Origin of the sequence: Curtobacterium poinsettiae (assembly GCF_047226435.1) — a bacterium.
In the GTDB taxonomy this organism is placed as follows: Bacteria; Actinomycetota; Actinomycetes; order Actinomycetales; family Microbacteriaceae; genus Curtobacterium; species Curtobacterium poinsettiae.
In genome coordinates, this window is the sequence record NZ_CP178434.1 from 1,999,185 (window position 1) to 2,016,129 (window position 16,945).

The window sequence follows — 16,945 nt, forward strand, 5'->3', positions numbered from 1 at the left end:
TCGATTCCGGACGTGCGTGACGCTCAGCCACCGGTCACCTCCATGATCCGATTCCAAACGATGTCACCGTCGGGGTCGAGCCCCTCGTCGACGGCCTGTCTGCGCGTCTCGAGCACCGCCGCGTAGTCGCGCGGCAGCACCTTGACGAAGTTGCTCAGGTCCCCGGACGCCAGCAGGTCGGACGCGAGCGTCGACCCCGTCTCGTCGGCGTGCCGGGTGAGCAGGTCGGTGACGATCTCGACGTCGGCACTGTCGAGCGCCTCGAGCCGGAGCTCGCCGGTCGCCAGGGCGTCGGTGTTCACGTGCTCCCGGCGCAGGCCCCGGACGTACGCCGTGCCACCCGACATACCGGCACCGAGGTTCCGGCCGGTCTCGCCCAGGATGAGCGCGAGTCCACCCGTCATGTACTCGAGCGCGTGGTCGCCCACACCCTCGACGACCGCCGTGGCACCGGAGTTGCGCACCAGGAACCGCTCGCCCACGATGCCGCGGATGAACATGCTGCCCTGGGTGGCGCCGTACCCGATGACGTTGCCGGCGATGACGTTCTCGGCCGGGTCGAAGCCCGAACCGGCGTCGGGGCGGACGACGATCTGGCCGCCGGACAGGCCCTTGCCGACGTAGTCGTTGCTGTCGCCGATCAGGCGCAGCGTGATGCCCGCCGGCAGGAACGCGCCGAGCGACTGCCCGGCCGAACCGCGCAGCGTGACGTCGATCGAACCGTTGGGCAGCCCGTGTTCCCCGTGTCGCAGGGTCACCTGGTGGCCGAGCATGGTGCCGACGGCGCGCTCGGTGTTCCGGATGGGCAGGTCGAGCGCGATCGACCCGCCGTGGTCGAGCACGTCAGCGGTCTGCTGGATGAGCTGCACGTCGAAGTGCTGGTCCAGCTCGTGGTCCTGCTCGCGGTGGTGGCGGCGCGGCTCCGCGTCGTCGAAGTGCGGTCCCTTGAGCACCGGCGCGAGGTCGAGGCCCGACGCCTTCCAGTGCTCCACGGCGCGGTCCACGTCGAGCGCGTCGGTCTGCCCGATCGCCTCGTCGAGGCTGCGGAAGCCGAGCTCGGCGAGGAGCTCGCGGACCTCTTGTGCGATGAACTCGAAGAAGTTGACGACGAACTCCGGCTTGCCGGAGAAGCGCTTGCGGAGCTCGGGGTTCTGCGTGGCGACGCCCACAGGGCAGGTGTCCAGGTGGCAGACGCGCATCAGGATGCACCCCTCGACCACGAGCGGAGCGGTCGCGAAGCCGTACTCCTCTGCTCCGAGCAACGCGGCCACGACGACGTCGCGCCCCGTCTTCATCTGCCCGTCCACCTGCACGACGACCCGGTCGCGCATGCCGTTCAGCATGAGCGTCTGCTGGGTCTCGGCCAGGCCGATCTCCCACGGGGTGCCGGCGTGCTTGAGCGAGTTCAGCGGGCTGGCACCGGTGCCGCCGTCGTGGCCGGACACGAGCACGACGTCGGCCAGGGCCTTCGTCACACCGGCCGCGACGGCACCGATGCCGGACTGGCTGACGAGCTTCACGTGGACGCGGGCGGCCGGGTTGGCCCGCTTCACGTCGAAGATCAGCTGCTTGAGGTCCTCGATGGAGTAGATGTCGTGGTGCGGCGGCGGCGAGATCAGGCCGACACCGGCGGTCGCGTGCCGGGTGCGGGCCACCCACGGGTAGACCTTGGCCGGGGGCAGCTGACCACCCTCGCCGGGCTTCGCACCCTGCGCCATCTTGAGCTGGATGTCGGTGGCGTGCGTCAGGTACATGCTCGTCACGCCGAAGCGTCCGGAGGCGACCTGCTTGATGGCGCTGCGGCGCTCGGGGTCGAGCAAGCGGTCGACGTCCTCGCCGCCCTCGCCCGTGTTCGAGCGGCCGCCGAGACGGTTCATCGCGATGGCGAGGGTCTCGTGGGCTTCCTTCGAGATGGACCCGTAGGACATCGCGCCCGTGTTGAAGCGCTTGACGATCGACTCGATCGACTCGACCTCGTCGAGCGCGATGGGCTTGCGCGCACCCTGCTTGAAGCGGAACAGCCCGCGGAGCGTCATCAGCTGCTCGGACTGGTCGTCCACGGCGCTCGAGTACTCGCGGAAGATGTCGTACCGGCGGGCACGGGTCGCGTGCTGCAGGCGGAACACCGTGTCCGGGTTGAACAGGTGCGGCGGACCCTGACGGCGCCACTGGTACTCGCCCCCGATCTGCAGCCGCTCGTGCGACAGCACCGCGCCGTCCTGCGGGTACGCCTGGGCGTGCCGCTCGGCGTTCTCCTTGGCGATGACGTCGATGTCGACGCCGCCCAGGATCGACGAGGTGCCCGTGAAGTACTTGTCGACGAACTCCTGGCTGAGCCCGACGGCCTCGAAGGCCTGCGCACCGGCGTAGCTGGACACCGTGGAGATGCCCATCTTCGACATGATCTTCAGCACGCCCTTGCCGAGCGCCTTGATGACGTTCTTGACCGCCTGCTCGGGGGTGATGCCGGGGATCATGCCCGCGCGGACCAGGTTCTCGCAGGTCTCCATCGCCAGGTACGGGTTGATCGCCGACGCGCCGTACCCGATCAGGGTCGCCACGTGGTGGACCTCGCGGACGTCGCCGGCCTCGACGATGAGCCCGACCTTCATGCGCTGCTCGGTGCGGATCAGGTGGTGGTGCACCGCCGCGAGGAGCAGCAGGCTCGGCACCGGTGCCTGCTCGGCGTTGCCGTCGCGGTCGGACAGCACGATGAACTGCTTGCCGGACTCGATCGCGGCGTCGACCTCGTCGCACACGGCGGCGATGCGCTTCTGCATCGCCTTCTTGCCGGCGTCGACGCGGTACAGCCCCTTGATCGTGACGGTCAGGTGGCGACCCGACTCGGTCTCGAAGTGCTGGACCTTGGCGAGCTGGTCGTTGTCGATCACGGGGAAGTCGAGCGTGATCTGCTTCGCGTGCTCCGGACCGGCGGAGAGCAGGTTGCGCTCCGGACCGAGACCCATCCCCATCGAGGTGATGACCTGCTCGCGGATCGAGTCGAGCGGCGGGTTGGTCACCTGGGCGAACTGCTGCGTGAAGTAGTCGAAGAGCAGTCGCGGACGCTCCGACAGCACCGCGATCGGGGTGTCCGACCCCATCGCACCGAGCGGTTCGGCACCCGCCGCGGCCATCGGACGGAGCAGGATGCGGACTTCTTCTTCGGTGTAGCCGAACGCCCGCTGACGGCGGGTGACCGAGGCCGGGGTGTGCACGATGTGCTCGCGCTCCGGCAGGTCGTTCAGGTTGATGCGGCCGGCTTCGAGCCAGTCGGCCCACGGACCCGAGGCGGCGAGCTCGCGCTTGACCTCGTCGTCCTCGATGATGCGGCCGGCCTCGGTGTCCACCAGGAACATCCGGCCCGGGCGCAGGCGGCCCTTGCGCACGACCTTGGCGGCCGGCACGTCGATGACCCCGGTCTCGGAGCCCATCACGATGAGCCCGTCGTCGGTGACGAGGAACCGGCCGGGGCGCAGGCCGTTGCGGTCGAGGGTGGCGCCGACGAGCGACCCGTCGGTGAAGGTGATCGCGGCGGGGCCGTCCCACGGCTCCATGAGCATCGAGTGGTACTCGTAGAACGCCCGGAGGTCCGGGTCCATCCCGACCTGGTTCTCCCACGCCTCTGGAACCATCATCGACACGGCGTGCGGCAGCGTCCGACCGGTCAGGGTCAGCAGCTCGAGGACCTCGTCGAACGAGGCCGAGTCACTCGCCCCCGGGCTGACGATGGGGAGCAGCGGGGCCATGTCGCCCAGCAGTTCGCTCTCGAGCTGCGACTGGCGCGCCCGCATCCAGTTGCGGTTGCCGCGCACCGTGTTGATCTCACCGTTGTGGGCGATGGTCCGGAACGGCTGGGCGAGCGGCCACGACGGGAACGTGTTGGTGGAGTAGCGCGAGTGCACGATCGCGAGCTTCGACGTGAAGCGCTCGTCGCTCAGGTCCGGGTAGAACGGCTCGAGCTGGAGCGTCGTGACCATGCCCTTGTAGACCATGGTGCGGCTCGACAGCGACATGAAGTACAGGTCGTTGTCGTGCTCGGCGCGCTTCCGGAGCCGGAACGCCTGCCGGTCGAGGGCGATGCCGCTCCACGATGCCCCGTGCACGTCGTGCCGGATCGAGGCGACGAACAGCTGCTCGAACGCCGGCATCGCGGCGCGGGCGAGCGTGCCGAGGACCTCCGGACGCACCGGGACCTCGCGCCACCCCAGGACCTTCAGGCCCTCTTCGCGGGCGAGTCGTTCGACGGCGCCCTTCACCGCGTGCCGGGCGTCGTCGTCCAGCGGCAGGTAGGCGGTCCCGACGGCGTACTCCCCCGCTGCCGGCAGCTCGAACGGTACGACGTCCCGCAGGAACTCGTCCGGCACCTGGCACAGGATGCCGGCGCCGTCACCGGTGCCCGCGTCGGATCCCACGGCACCGCGGTGCTCGAGGTTCCGGAGCGCACCGAGCGCCGCGTCGACGATGTCGTGCCCCGGCGTGCCGCGCAGGGTCGCGACCATCGCCAGTCCGCAGGCGTCCTTCTCGTTCGCCGGGTCGTACATGCCCGTGGCGTCCGGGATCGCGGAGAAGCGTCGGTGCGGCGGCACGAGGCTCGTCGGTGCCGAGGGCTGGGTTGGCTGGAGCGCCATGGGGAACCGTCCTCACGAGGAAGTGGAACAGGGACAGCGGTGGCCCGGTGGTGCGTTCCGCCCGAGCGGGCGGGACTGGTGCCCGTGCCCGCCGTCAGTGGTCGTTGCCCTGGCGGCCGGCGAGGTTGCTGGGCCCCGCTTGTGGCGGAGACCGTCTGGTTCAGCGGGTGGTCGTGACCGGTTCGTCACTCGTGACGCCGTCTGCTGCGTCGTCGTCGTGCTCCGAGAAGGTGTCTACGGAGTCTACATCGGAGGTCGGACGAGGCCCGCGACCCGGCAGGTAGGGGCTCGGCTCCTTGCCGGTGTGCCGTCGGCTCTGCACCACGAAGATCAGGATGCCGATGACGACCGCGGCGAGGGCCATCCACACGTTCGTGCGGACGCCGAAGAAGGTCTCGCTCGTGTCGACGCGGATGGACTCGAGCACCGAGCGGCCCGCGCCGTACCAGATCAGGTACAGGCCGAGGACCTTGCCCCACTGCAGCGTGAACTTGCGTGCCAGGAACAGGATGACGACCACGCCGAGGACGTTCCAGATGATCTCGTACAGGAACGTCGGGTGGAACAGCGTGCCCTCGGGCAGGCCCTTCGGGAACGCGGCGTTGCTGGAGTCGATCTCGAGCCCCCAGGGCAGGCTCGTCGGCATGCCGAAGAGCTCCTGGTTGAAGTAGTTGCCCAGGCGTCCGAAGGCCTGTGCGAGCAGGACGCCCGGCACGACGGCGTCGATGAACGACGTGAACCGGAGACCGACCTGGCGGCACCCGATCCAGGCACCGACCGACCCGAGGATCAGCGCGCCGAAGATGGCCAGCCCGCCCTCCCAGATGTACAGGAACGACAGCGGGTCGATGCCGGGGCCGAAGTAGTCGGACACATGGGTGAACACGTGGAAGAGCCGTCCGCCGATGATGCCGGCGGGCACGGCCCAGATGGCGATGTCGATGATGATCCATCGCTCGACGCCCCGGGCGTTGAGCCGACGGTTTGCGAGGACGACCGCGGCGACGATCCCGACCAGGATGCAGATCGCGTACGCGTGGATGCGGAAGTCGAGGGGCAGCGACCAGCCGAACGCGTCGCGGAGCCAGGCGGTCAGGTCGAAGTACTGCCAGGCGGTGCTCGGGCTCGGGATGCTCAGGAGGGGCATGGAGGTGCTGTCGCCTTTCGGAACTGACGGGGCGCGGTCGACGTGGCGTCGGCCTCGCTCACTGTAGCGCGGGTCGCGGGCCCGACAGGAACTGGACTAGCGGCGGCGGGCGCCGGTGGCGAGGTCGGCGGCCCGGTCGGCCACACCCTGCACACCGAGGTCGGCCAGGGCCCGGACGAACGCGGACCCGACGATCGCACCGTCGGCGTACTCGAGCACCTCGCCGACCTGCTCCGCCGTCGAGATCCCGAGGCCGACACAGGTGCGCTCGACCCCGGCGTCACGCAGGCGCGACACCACGGTGCGTGCGGCGACGTCGACCCCGACCCGGGCACCGGTCACGCCCATCGTCGACACGGCGTAGACGAAGCCACGACTGGACTCCACCGCCTGACGCATGCGCTCGTCCGACGAGGACGGCGCGGCGAGGAAGACCCGGTCGAGGCCGGTGCGCTCGGACGCTTCGGTCCACGCGGTGGCCTCGTCGGGGATGAGGTCGGGCGTGATGAGACCGGCGGCTCCCGCGGCGACGAGGTCGTCGGCGAAACGGTCCACGCCGTAGCGCAGCACCGGGTTCCAGTAGGTCATGACGAGCACCGGCACGTCGGCCCGCTCGGTGATCTGCTGCACGGCGTCGAAGACCTGTGCGACCCGGAAGCCGTTCGCCAGGCTCTCCTCGGCTGCGCGCTGGATGACGGGGCCGTCCATGACCGGGTCGGAGTACGGCAGGCCGAACTCGATGACGTCCACGCCGTTCTCGGCGAGGGCGACGGCTGCGTCGACGCTGGTCTGCAGGTTCGGGTACCCGGCGGGCAGGTAGCCGACGACGGCTCCGGCGCGCTCGGCGTTGGCGGCGTCGATCGTCTGGGCGACGGTCTTGTTCGTGGTCACAGCTGCACCGCGTTCTCGTCGAGGATGCCGAAGTAGCGACTGGCGGACGCGACGTCCTTGTCACCGCGGCCGGACAGGTTCACGAGCACGACGCCCTCGGGCCCGAGCTCCTTGCCGAGCTTGATGGCACCGGCCAGGGCGTGCGACGACTCGATCGCCGGGATGATGCCCTCGGTCTGGCTCATCAGGCGGAACGCCTCCATGGCCTCGGTGTCGGTGATCGGCTGGTACTTCGCGCGGCCGATCGACGCCAGGTACGCGTGCTCCGGGCCGACGCTCGGGTAGTCGAGCCCGGCGGAGATGCTGTGGCTCTCGATGGTCTGGCCGTCCTCGTCCTGCATCAGGTAGGACTTCGCTCCCTGCAGCACGCCTTCGCGACCGAGCGTGATGCTCGCCGCGTGCCGACCGGTCTCGACGCCGTCACCACCGGCCTCGAAGCCGTGCAGCGCGACGGACTCGTCGTCGAGGAACGCCTCGAAGATGCCCATCGCGTTCGAGCCGCCGCCGACGCACGCCGCGACGGCGTCCGGCAGCCGACCGATGCGGTCGAGGACCTGCTGGCGCGCTTCCTCGCCGATGACCTTGTGGAACTCGCGCACCATCTCGGGGAACGGGTGCGGACCGGCGACGGTGCCGAGCAGGTAGTGCGTCGACTCGACGTTGGCGACCCAGTCGCGCAGGGCGTCGTTGATGGCGTCCTTGAGGGTGCGCGAACCGGTCTCGACCGGGATCACCTCGGCGCCGAGCAGGCGCATCCGCGCGACGTTGAGCGCCTGGCGCTCGGTGTCGACGGCGCCCATGTAGACGACGCACTCCATGCCGAACAGGGCTGCGGCGGTCGCGGTGGCGACACCGTGCTGCCCGGCCCCGGTCTCGGCGATCAGGCGGGTCTTGCCGAGGCGGCGGGCGACGAGGGCCTGGCCGAGGACGTTGTTGATCTTGTGCGAGCCGGTGTGGTTCAGGTCCTCGCGCTTCAGGATGATCCGGGCGCCACCGGCGTGCTTCGCGAACCGCGGCACCTCGGTGATGATCGACGGACGCCCGGTGTAGTCACGGTGCAGCGCGTCGAGTTCCGCACGGAACGCCGGGTCCGCCCAGGCCTGACGGAAGGCGGCCTCGAGCTCGTCGAGCGCGAGGACGAGGGACTCGGGGACGAAGCGTCCGCCGAAGTCGCCGAAGTAGGGGCCGTGCAGGTCGCGGAGTGAGGTCACGATGTGTCTCCCGGGACGAGTCCGACGCGGCCGGTCGGCCGCGTCGGACGGGTGGAACGTGCGGCCGCGGTCGGCGGCCTCGATGCGTGGAGCGGACCGGGCCGCGGTTCGGCGGCCTGGTGAGCCGGTCAGGCCTGGTCGGCGGCGTCGATGAACGACGCGAGGGTCGCGGCGGGGTCGCTCCCCGTCACGAGCGCCTCGCCGACCAGCACGACGTCGGCGCCCGCTGCACGGTAGTGGGCGACGTCGGCGGGACCGGAGACCGCGGACTCGGCGACGCGCACGACCCCGTCGGGGATGCGGTCGGCGAGCGACCCGAACAGGTCGCGGTCGAGCGAGAAGTCGGTAAGGTCGCGGGCGTTCACGCCGAGGATGCGGGCACCGGCGTCCAGGCCACGCGTGACCTCGTCACCGGAGTGCGCCTCGACCAGGACGCGCATGCCGAGTTCTTCGGCGAGCGTGTGCAGCTCGACCAGGCGGGCCTGCTCGAGCGCCGCCACGATGAGCAGCACGACGTCGGCACCCGACGCCCGGGCCTCGATGACCTGGTACGGGTCGGCGATGAAGTCCTTGCGGAGCACGGGGACCCCGACACGGGCCTTCACGGCTTCGAGGTCGGCGAGGCTGCCGAGGAACTTGCGCCCCTCGGTCAGGACGCTGATCGTCGACGCGCCACCACGTTCGTAGTCGGCGGCGAGGCCTGCGGGGTCGGCGATCGCGGCCATCGCCCCGCGGGACGGGCTGGCGCGCTTCACCTCGGCGATGATCTTCACCCGGTCGCCCGGGCTCAGGAACGCGAGGGCGTCGAGGGGCGACGCCACCCGGTCGAGGTCGCGTTCGACGTCCGCGTACGGGCGATCGACACGACGGGCTGCGGCGTCTTCGAGGGCGCCGGCGACGAGGGTCTCGAGCACGTTCGGCATCGGCAGACCCCTATTCGCCGTGGTGCTTGGGGACGAACTTCGGACCGTCGACGCCGTAGCCGGCCTTCTTCATCACGCCACCGACGATGAGGCCGATGAGGACGACGCCAGCGGAGGCCCAGACGCCCCACGGCTGGTCGAACCAGAAGAACAGCGTGCCTGCCGCGAATCCGATCAGCATGATCACGACGGCGGTCCAGGCGGCCGGCGAGTGGCCTTCGCCGAGTTCTGCGGGCTCAGTGTTGCTCACGGTGCTCCTCGTTCTGCTCCGGCGTCGTCGGTCGAGCGACGCCCTGTCGATCCTACCGTGTCGTCACTCGGCGCCCCCGCGCCCGCGCCGTCCACGGTGGTGGGGTCCACGCCCGCGCTCAGGTCGTCCCAGTCGACGACCGCATCGCGCTCGACGGGTGCCGCGGCCCGCGCCGCGGCGGCGGCTCCGGCGGTCGCGGCTCCGTACTTCCTGCTCGGTCCGGGCCAGGCGCGCTGGACCACGATGACGACGACGCCCAGCAGCACGGCGAGCACGCCGCCCGCGATGCCGACTGCGGGCCACGGGCTCACGCTGACGCTCGACACGACGCTCCGGACGGCGCCGAGGTCGCTCACCCCGGCGACCTCGCCCACGGCGCCGCGTGCAGCGGCGATCGGGTCGGCGGCCGCGGTGATGCCGCTGACGACCACGCCGAGGCCGAGCAGGATCTCCACGGCGGCGAGCACGATGCGCAGCACCCGTCCGGCGATGGTCATCGCGAGGAACAGCGCGAGGCTCGCGATCGCCAGCGCGGTGAACTGCGGCACGACCGCTGCGCCGTCGGCGGCGACCGTCGAGGTGACTGCCGCTCCCGCGTGCAGGCGGACGGTGAACCAGGTCTGGGTCCACGCGAGCATGATGATGCCGGCGACCAGGAGTCCGGCGACGACGACGATCGGGCGCGACCGCTTCACGAACGGACCTCGCGCATCCGGTTCGCCGTCGCGACGGCACGCAACGGGGCCGCGGCCTTGTTGACCGCCTCGACGTGCTCGGTCTCCGGGTCCGAGTCGGCCACGAGGCCGGCCCCGGCCTGCACGCGGGCGACGCCGTCCTTGATCAGGGCGGTGCGGATCGCGATCGCCAGGTCGGCGTCCCCGGCGAAGTCGAAGTAGCCCACGACACCGGCGTACGCACCACGCTTGGCGGGCTCGAGCTCGTCGATGATCTGGAGCGCTCGGGGCTTCGGCGCGCCCGAGAGCGTGCCTGCCGGGAACGTCGCCCGGAACACGTCGATGGCCGAGGCCTCGGGACGGATGCGGCCCTCGACGCTCGACACCAGGTGCATGATGTGGCTGAACCGCTCGACCGTCATGAACTCGGTGACGGCGACCGTGCCCGGCTCGCACACCTTCTGCAGGTCGTTGCGGGACAGGTCGACGAGCATCAGGTGCTCCGCGCGCTCCTTCGGGTCGCCGAGCAGGTCCTCGCCGAGGCGGACGTCCTCTTCGGGCGTGGCACCACGCGGGCGGGACCCGGCGATCGGGTGGGTGACGGCGTGGTCGCCCTGCACCTTCACCAGCGCCTCGGGCGAGGCGCCGACGATCCAGAACCGCTCGTCGGCGGTGTCCGCCAGCGCCAGGAAGTACATGTACGGGCTCGGGTTCAGGGTCCGGAGCACACGGTAGACGTCGAGCGGGTCGGCCGTCACCTCGTGGTCGAACCGCTGCGAGATGACGACCTGGAACACGTCGCCATCGCGGATGAAGTCCTTCGACCGCTCGACGGCGGCCATGTAGTCGGCCGGGCTCGTCCGGTGCGTCGGGGTCGGCTCCGCGATCTCGAACGCCTCGGCGACGGTCGCGACGCTCGGCTGCACCAGGTCGCCCTGCATGCGGTCGAGGCGCTGCTGCGCGTCCGCCCACAGGGCATCGGCGTCGTCCGTGCCGTCGTTCAGCACGCTCGCGACGAGCAGCACGAGCCCGGTGCGGTGGTCGAGGGCGGCGAGCTCGGACACGAAGGACAGGGCCTGACCGGGGACGTCGAAGTCGGACGGCGGCACGTTCGGCAGGTGTTCGAGCTGCCGGACGGCCTCCCACCCGATGAAGCCCACGGTGCCGCCGACGAGCGGCGGCGAGCCGGGCACACGGGGCGTGGCCCAGCGCTCGTGCAGCCGCGCGAGGACGTCCAGCGGGGCACCGTCGAGGGACCCGACGGCCCGCTCGGCGTCGATGCCGGTGTCGATCCACGCCGCGCGGTCGCCGTCCTGCGTCAGGACGCCGAAGCTCCGCACCCCGACGAACGACCAGCGCGACCACAGGCCGCCCTGGCCGGCGGACTCGAGCAGGAACGACCCGGGGCGGCCGTCGGCGAGCTTGCGGTACACGCCGACCGGCGTCTCGCTGTCGCCGTACAGGGCGCGGACGACCGGGATGACACGGTGGTCGTCGACCAGACCGTCGAACTCCGGCCGGGAGGTCGTGTGCGGGTTCTCGGAGATCGTCGCGGCGGTCATCGGGTCGCCTCCACGGCTGCGTCGGCCGGGGCGGACATGGTCACGGGCGCGAGCGGGTCGACGTCGAAGCACCGGTGCGCACCGGTGTGGCACGCCGCCCCGACCTGGTGCACCGTCACGAGGAGCGTGTCGTCGTCGCAGTCCAGCGCGGCCCCGCGGACGTACTGCGCGTGTCCCGACGTGTCGCCCTTCCGCCAGTACTCGTTCCGCGACCGCGACCAGAAGGTCACACGGCCCTCGGTGAGGGTGCGGCGGAGGGCTTCCCGGTCCATGTAGCCGAGCATGAGGACGTCCTTCGACGATTCCTCCTGCACGATGGCGGGGAGCAGGCCGTCCGCACCGAAGTGTGCGCGGTCGAGGACCGCCTCGGTGTCGGTACTGGTGCTGTCGGTCATGAGACTCCTAGCCTACGGCGGCGGATCAGCGGACGGCGTGACCGGTCGCGCCGAGCGCGGCCTTGACGTCCCCCACGGTCATCTCGCCACGGTGGAAGACGCTGGCGGCGAGGACCGCGTCCGCACCCGCGTCGACGGCCGGGGCGAAGTGCTCGACGCGACCCGCGCCTCCCGAGGCGATCACCGGGACGCACGAGACCGCGCGCACCGCGGCCACGAGTTCGAGGTCGAACCCGTTCTTCGTGCCGTCGGCGTCGATCGAGTTGACGAGCAGCTCCCCCGCACCGCGTTCGACGGCTTCGCGTGCCCAGGCGATCGCGTCGAGGTCGGACTCGGTCCGCCCCCCGTGGGTGGTGACCACGAAGCCCGAGGGCATCCGGTCCGACCGCTTGACGTCGAGCGAGAGCACGACGGCCTGCGCGCCGAACCGGTCGGCGATCTCGCCGACGAGTTCGTGGCGGGCGATGGCCGCGCTGTTCACGCCGATCTTGTCCGCACCGCACTGCTGCAGCCGCGACACGTCGTCGACGCTGCGCACCCCACCACCGACGGTGAGCGGGATGAAGACCTGTTCGGCCGTCCGGGTCACGGTGTCGTACATCGTCGCCCGGTTCTCGACCGTGGCGCCGACGTCGAGGAAGGTCAGCTCGTCGGCACCCTGCTCGTAGTACCGCGCCGCGAGCTCGACGGGGTCACCGGCGTCCTGCAGGTCGAGGAAGTTGACACCCTTGACGACTCGGCCGCCCTTGACGTCGAGGCACGGGATGACCCGCACCGACACGCCGCCGGTGGTCACAGGCGTGCGGCGTGGATCGGGCTGACGAGGATCGCCCGGGCGCCGAGGTCGTAGAGCGCGTCCATGATGAGGTTCGCGTCGTCGCGCGGGATCATCACGCGGACCGCCGCCCACTCGCGGTCGTGCAGCGGCGACACCGTGGGCGACTCGATGCCGGACGCCACCGCCGTCGCCTGCTCGAGCAGTGCCGTGGGGACGTCGTAGTCGAGCATCACGTAGCCGCGGGCGACGAGCACGCCCTGCAGCCGCCGACGCAGCACGTCGATGCCGGCGATGGTCTCGTCGGTGGAGACGAGCACCGCGGTCGACTCGAGGATCACCGGGCCGAAGATCTCGAGGCCCGCCTGTCGGAGCGTGCTGCCCGTCGACACGACGTCGGCGACGGCGTCGGCGACCCCGAGCCGCACGGCGCTCTCGACGGCGCCGTCGAGCTTCACGAGCGTCGAGGTGACCCCGTGCTCGGCGAGGAACGCTCCGACGAGGCCGGGGTAGCTCGTGGCCACGCGGACGCCGTCGAGGTCCTGCAGCGAGGCGAACCGTCCGGGCGTGCCGGCGAACCGGAAGGTGGAGTCGGCGAAGCCGAGCGCGTCGACCTCGTGCGCCTCGGAGCCGGAGTCGAGCAGCAGGTCACGGCCGGTGATGCCGACGTCGAGTGCGCCGGACCCCACGTACGTGGCGATGTCCCGCGGGCGGAGGAAGAAGAACTCGACGCCGTTGCGCTCGTCGAGCAGGTGCAGCGCCTTCGGGTCACGGCGACCGGCGTACCCGGCCTCACGCAGCATGTCGGACGCGGTCTCGGACAGGGAGCCCTTGTTGGGCACGGCGATGCGGAGCATCAGGGGTCTGCTTTCTGGTCGGGGTCGTGGCGGATCGAGGTCGGTGCGCGGGCTGGTGCCCGAGCGCGTCCTACAGATGTCGCCAGACGTCCGCCGGGGTGAGCCCCTTGGCGACCATGAGGACCTGGAGGTGGTAGACCAGCTGCGAGATCTCCTCCGAGGTGCGCTCGTCGCCCTCGTACTCGGCCGCCATCCAGACCTCGGCGGCTTCCTCGACGATCTTCTTGCCGATCTGGTGCACGCCGGCGTCGAGTTCGGCGACGGTGCCGGAGCCCTCGGGGCGCGTGCGCGCCTTCTCGGTGAGCTCCTGGAACAGGTCGTCGAACGTCTTCACGGGGTCCAGGCTACCGGTCTCCGCTGACGCGGCCGACGCACCGTCCGGACGGGAGGCGGTGGTCGCCTCGGCGACGCCGGCACCGTCCGGCGCTCCCACGGTCACGAGCGTGCCCGAGCGGCGGCCTCGCGCAGGTCGGTGATGCGCGCGGCGGGCTCGCCGCCGAAGACCGCCGACCCCGCGACGAGCGTGTCCGCACCGCTCCGCACGGCCTCGGGCACGGTGTCCACCGAGATGCCCCCGTCCACCTCGAGCCAGACGTCGAGCCCCGAGGCGTCGACCGCCGCGCGCGCGTCAGCGAGCTTCGGCATCACGGACGGCATGAACGACTGGCCGCCGAACCCGGGCTCGACCGTCATCAGCAGGATCATGTCGTAGGCGTCGAGGTGGTGCAGCACCTGGGTGATCGGGGTGCCGGGCTTCACGGCGACGGCCGCGCGGGCACCGTTCGACCGGATCGCCGCGGCGGTCGCCACCGGGTCCTCGGCTGCCTCGAAGTGGAACGTGACGCTCGACGCACCGGTCTCGGCGTACTTCGGCGCGTTGCGGTCGGCGTCAGTGACCATGAGGTGCACGTCCAGCGGCACCGGCGACACCTGCTGCAGGCGCTCGACGATCGGCAGCCCGAGCGTCAGGTTCGGCACGAAGTGGTTGTCCATCACGTCGACGTGCACCAGGTCGGCGGTCTCGATGCGGTGGAGTTCACGCTCGAGGTTCGCGAAGTCGGCGGACAGGATGCTCGGCGAGATGCGGATCGTCACCGGGCAAGCCTACCGGCGTGCCGCGCGTCGGGGCCTCAGTCGACGCGGCGGAACAGCGCGATGAACATCGCGTCCGTGCCGATCCGGTGCGGCCACAGCTGCGCTGTGGCGCCGTCCGCGATCTCCGGGTCACGAGCGGCGACACCCCGGACGACCGTGGCGGTGTCGAGCTGCTCGAGCCGGCCACCGTGCCGCCCCATCAGCGCGTCGACCTGCCCGCGCGTCTCGGCCAGGTGCGGCGAGCACGTCACGTACGCCAGTGTCCCGCCCGGAGCGAGCACGCGGACGGCGGCGTCGAGCAGTTCGGTCTGCAGCGCCGCGAGCTCCTCGACGTCCTCGGGGAGCTTCCGCCAGCGGGCCTCCGGCCGGCGACGCAGCGCGCCGAGCCCGGTGCACGGGGCGTCGAGCAGGATGCGGTCGAAGGTCATCCCGGTGCCGTCGCGGCCGTACCGACGGGCGTCGCCCTCGACGACCCGCACGTGGTCGCCGAACACGCCGAGGGCGTTCCGCACGAGTCCGGCCCGGGCGGGCACGAGCTCGTTGGCGACCAGGGTCGCCCCGCCCTGCTGCGCCTCGGCGGCGAGCAGCGCGGCCTTGCCGCCGGGACCGGCGCACATGTCGAGCCACCGCTCCCCCGCACGCACGGCCGACGAGCGGCTCAGCGCCAGCGCGGCGAGCTGCGACCCCTCGTCCTGCACGCGCAGGCGCCCGGCGGCGACGCCCGGCACGCGTGCCGGGTCGCCGGAGATGCCGCGGATCCCGACGGGCGACACCGGCGCGGCGTCCGCCTGCACGACGGGTTCGGTGGACCGGACGGGAGGCACGGTGCCGGTCGCGCCGTCGGCCTCCGGTTCGTCGACGGCGGGCACCAGGGCCGCGGGCACGTCGTCCGCACCGGTCGCGTCAGCGAACGCGGCGCCCGGGTCGTCGTCCGGCGCGGTGCGCGCGGTCGCGGTGGCGATGTCCTCGTCGGTGGCGAGTCCGGGCAGGGCTGCGAGCTGCACCCGGGGTGCTGCGTTGTCGGCAGCGAGCAGGGCTGCGAGCTCGTCGCGGGAGCGCTCGGCGGCCAGGGCGTCGCGGAGCGCGGAGACGACCCAGACCGGGTGCGACCACCGGGTGGCGAGCAGGGCGTCCCCGGCGCGGCCCTCGGTGATCAGGGCGTCCCACTCGTCGTCGGTGCGGGCGGCGATCTTCCGCATCACGGCGTTGACGAACCCGGTGGCGCGGCGGGCACCGACCTCGCGGGCGAGCTCCACCGTGGCGTCGACGGCGGCGTGCGTCGGCGTGCGCATGGCGAGCAGCTGGTGGGCGCCCAGGCGCATCACGTCGAGGACGTCCGCCTCGATGTTCTCGGCCCGGCGACCGGAGGCCAGCGCGATGATGACGTCGTAGCGGCCGAGCATCCGGATCGACCCGTAGGTGAGCTCGGTCGCGAACCCGGCGTCGCGGGCGGTGAGTCCGGCACGGCGGATGCGCGTCGGCAGCAGCAGGTTCGCGTAGGCGTCGTCGACCTGCACGGCGCGGAGCACGTCGAACGCCACGCGGCGGGCACTGGCCGGGCGGGGGCCACGGCGGGCAGCCTGGGGCTTCGTCTGGGGGCTCATGCGAGGACCTTCCCGTCCAGTTCGCCGAGGCCACGGGCCCAGGCGGCGGCGTCCATCGCCTTCTTGCCCGCCGGCTGCACCTCGAGCAGCACGAGCGGGGTGTCGGCGGTCCCGACCAGCAGCCGACCGCCGTGGAGCGCGAGCGCACCGGGCGCGAGCGACGGGGCGGGGTCCTCGGCGCCTCCTGGCTGGAGCGTGCTGCGGAGCAGCTTCACGCGGGTCTCGCCCAGGTGGGCGTACGCGCCGGGCTCGGGCGTGACGCCGCGCAGCCGGGCGTGCACGACCGCTGCCGGAGCGGCGAAGTCAACGCGGCCGTCGTCGATCGTGAGCTTCGGGGCGAGCGTGGGCTCGCCGGACTGCTCGGTCGCGACAGCGGTGCCGGCGGCGATGCCGTCCACGACGTCCGCCACGACGTCGGCACCGACCTCGGCCATCGCGCCGAGGACCTCACCCGAGGTCGCCTCGGGGTCGATCTCGAAGGGCCGCGCGGCGTAGACCGGGCCGGCGTCCAGCGCCTCGACCAGCTGGAAGACCGTGGCGGCGGTCCGGGTGTCGCCGGCCATCACCGCACGCTGCACGGGAGCAGCACCGCGGTACGCCGGCAGGTCGGAGAAGTGCAGGTTGATCCACCCGTGTCGCGGGGCGTCGAGGGCCGGGCGGCGGAGCAGTGCGCCGTAGGCGACGATCACGCCGAGGTCGACGTCGAGGTCCGCGATCTGGGCGGTGACGGCATCGTCGACGCGCGAGGCCTCGATGACCGGCAGTCCGAGCTCCGCGGCGACGACGGCCACCGGAGTCGGGGTGAGGACCCGCTTGCGGCCCTGCGGGGTGGCCGGCCGGGTGAGCACCGCGACGATCTCGTGGTCGGACGCCGCCAGACGGCGGAGGGTGGGGACGGCCGCAGCGGGGCTGCCGGCGACGACGAGACGCATG

Annotated in this window: 15 protein-coding genes; all 15 read right to left on the bottom strand. The window is 71.7% G+C overall.

Annotated elements, in window-relative coordinates; all coding sequences use genetic code 11:
• Positions 1-23: 23 nt before the first annotated feature.
• Complete coding sequence (gene gltB / locus ACL00U_RS09480; RefSeq protein ID WP_412873330.1) at positions 24-4,628, bottom strand: glutamate synthase large subunit; 4,605 nt, start codon at positions 4,626-4,628, stop codon at positions 24-26.
• Positions 4,629-4,788: 160 nt separating this feature from the next.
• The gene (gene lgt, locus ACL00U_RS09485; protein ID WP_175470759.1) at positions 4,789-5,775 is read right to left on the bottom strand and encodes a prolipoprotein diacylglyceryl transferase; all 987 of its coding nucleotides are present in this window, start codon (positions 5,773-5,775) and stop codon (positions 4,789-4,791) included.
• Positions 5,776-5,871: 96 nt separating this feature from the next.
• Complete coding sequence (gene trpA, locus ACL00U_RS09490) at positions 5,872-6,666, bottom strand: tryptophan synthase subunit alpha (RefSeq protein ID WP_017887203.1); 795 nt, start codon at positions 6,664-6,666, stop codon at positions 5,872-5,874.
• Positions 6,663-7,877, bottom strand: coding sequence for a tryptophan synthase subunit beta (gene trpB, locus ACL00U_RS09495; protein ID WP_017887202.1), 1,215 nt, complete (start codon positions 7,875-7,877; stop codon positions 6,663-6,665). The genes trpA and trpB overlap by 4 nt, the downstream gene beginning before the upstream one ends.
• A gap of 128 nt (positions 7,878-8,005) precedes the next feature.
• Positions 8,006-8,791 (bottom strand): indole-3-glycerol phosphate synthase TrpC, encoded by a 786-nt coding sequence (trpC, locus tag ACL00U_RS09500; protein ID WP_031259757.1) that lies wholly within the window; start codon positions 8,789-8,791, stop codon positions 8,006-8,008.
• Between the two features lie 19 nt (positions 8,792-8,810).
• Entirely contained in the window at positions 8,811-9,050 is a 240-nt protein-coding gene (locus ACL00U_RS09505; RefSeq protein WP_017887200.1) for an HGxxPAAW family protein, read from the bottom strand.
• Positions 9,047-9,745 (bottom strand): Trp biosynthesis-associated membrane protein, encoded by a 699-nt coding sequence (locus ACL00U_RS09510; protein WP_017887199.1) that lies wholly within the window; start codon positions 9,743-9,745, stop codon positions 9,047-9,049. Before ACL00U_RS09510 ends, ACL00U_RS09505 begins: the two co-directional genes overlap by 4 nt.
• Positions 9,742-11,286 (bottom strand): anthranilate synthase component I, encoded by a 1,545-nt coding sequence (locus ACL00U_RS09515; protein ID WP_017887198.1) that lies wholly within the window; start codon positions 11,284-11,286, stop codon positions 9,742-9,744. The genes ACL00U_RS09510 and ACL00U_RS09515 overlap by 4 nt, the downstream gene beginning before the upstream one ends.
• Positions 11,283-11,681 carry a phosphoribosyl-AMP cyclohydrolase gene (gene hisI, locus ACL00U_RS09520; protein ID WP_017887197.1) on the bottom strand — a complete coding sequence of 133 codons (399 nt, stop codon included), beginning with the start codon at positions 11,679-11,681 and terminating at the stop codon, positions 11,283-11,285. The genes ACL00U_RS09515 and hisI overlap by 4 nt, the downstream gene beginning before the upstream one ends.
• A gap of 25 nt (positions 11,682-11,706) precedes the next feature.
• Entirely contained in the window at positions 11,707-12,477 is a 771-nt protein-coding gene (gene hisF, locus ACL00U_RS09525; RefSeq protein WP_259495622.1) for an imidazole glycerol phosphate synthase subunit HisF, read from the bottom strand.
• Positions 12,474-13,313, bottom strand: coding sequence for an ATP phosphoribosyltransferase (hisG, locus tag ACL00U_RS09530; RefSeq protein ID WP_017887195.1), 840 nt, complete (start codon positions 13,311-13,313; stop codon positions 12,474-12,476). Before hisG ends, hisF begins: the two co-directional genes overlap by 4 nt.
• 70 nt (positions 13,314-13,383) lie before the next feature.
• The gene (locus ACL00U_RS09535) at positions 13,384-13,647 is read right to left on the bottom strand and encodes a phosphoribosyl-ATP diphosphatase (RefSeq protein WP_031259753.1); all 264 of its coding nucleotides are present in this window, start codon (positions 13,645-13,647) and stop codon (positions 13,384-13,386) included.
• A gap of 101 nt (positions 13,648-13,748) precedes the next feature.
• Positions 13,749-14,408 carry a ribulose-phosphate 3-epimerase gene (gene rpe / locus ACL00U_RS09540; protein ID WP_017887193.1) on the bottom strand — a complete coding sequence of 220 codons (660 nt, stop codon included), beginning with the start codon at positions 14,406-14,408 and terminating at the stop codon, positions 13,749-13,751.
• A gap of 35 nt (positions 14,409-14,443) precedes the next feature.
• Positions 14,444-16,012 carry an RsmB/NOP family class I SAM-dependent RNA methyltransferase gene (locus ACL00U_RS09545; protein WP_259495618.1) on the bottom strand — a complete coding sequence of 523 codons (1,569 nt, stop codon included), beginning with the start codon at positions 16,010-16,012 and terminating at the stop codon, positions 14,444-14,446.
• Positions 16,009-16,944 carry a methionyl-tRNA formyltransferase gene (gene fmt / locus ACL00U_RS09550; RefSeq protein WP_259495616.1) on the bottom strand — a complete coding sequence of 312 codons (936 nt, stop codon included), beginning with the start codon at positions 16,942-16,944 and terminating at the stop codon, positions 16,009-16,011. Before fmt ends, ACL00U_RS09545 begins: the two co-directional genes overlap by 4 nt.
• Position 16,945 lies beyond the last annotated feature (1 nt).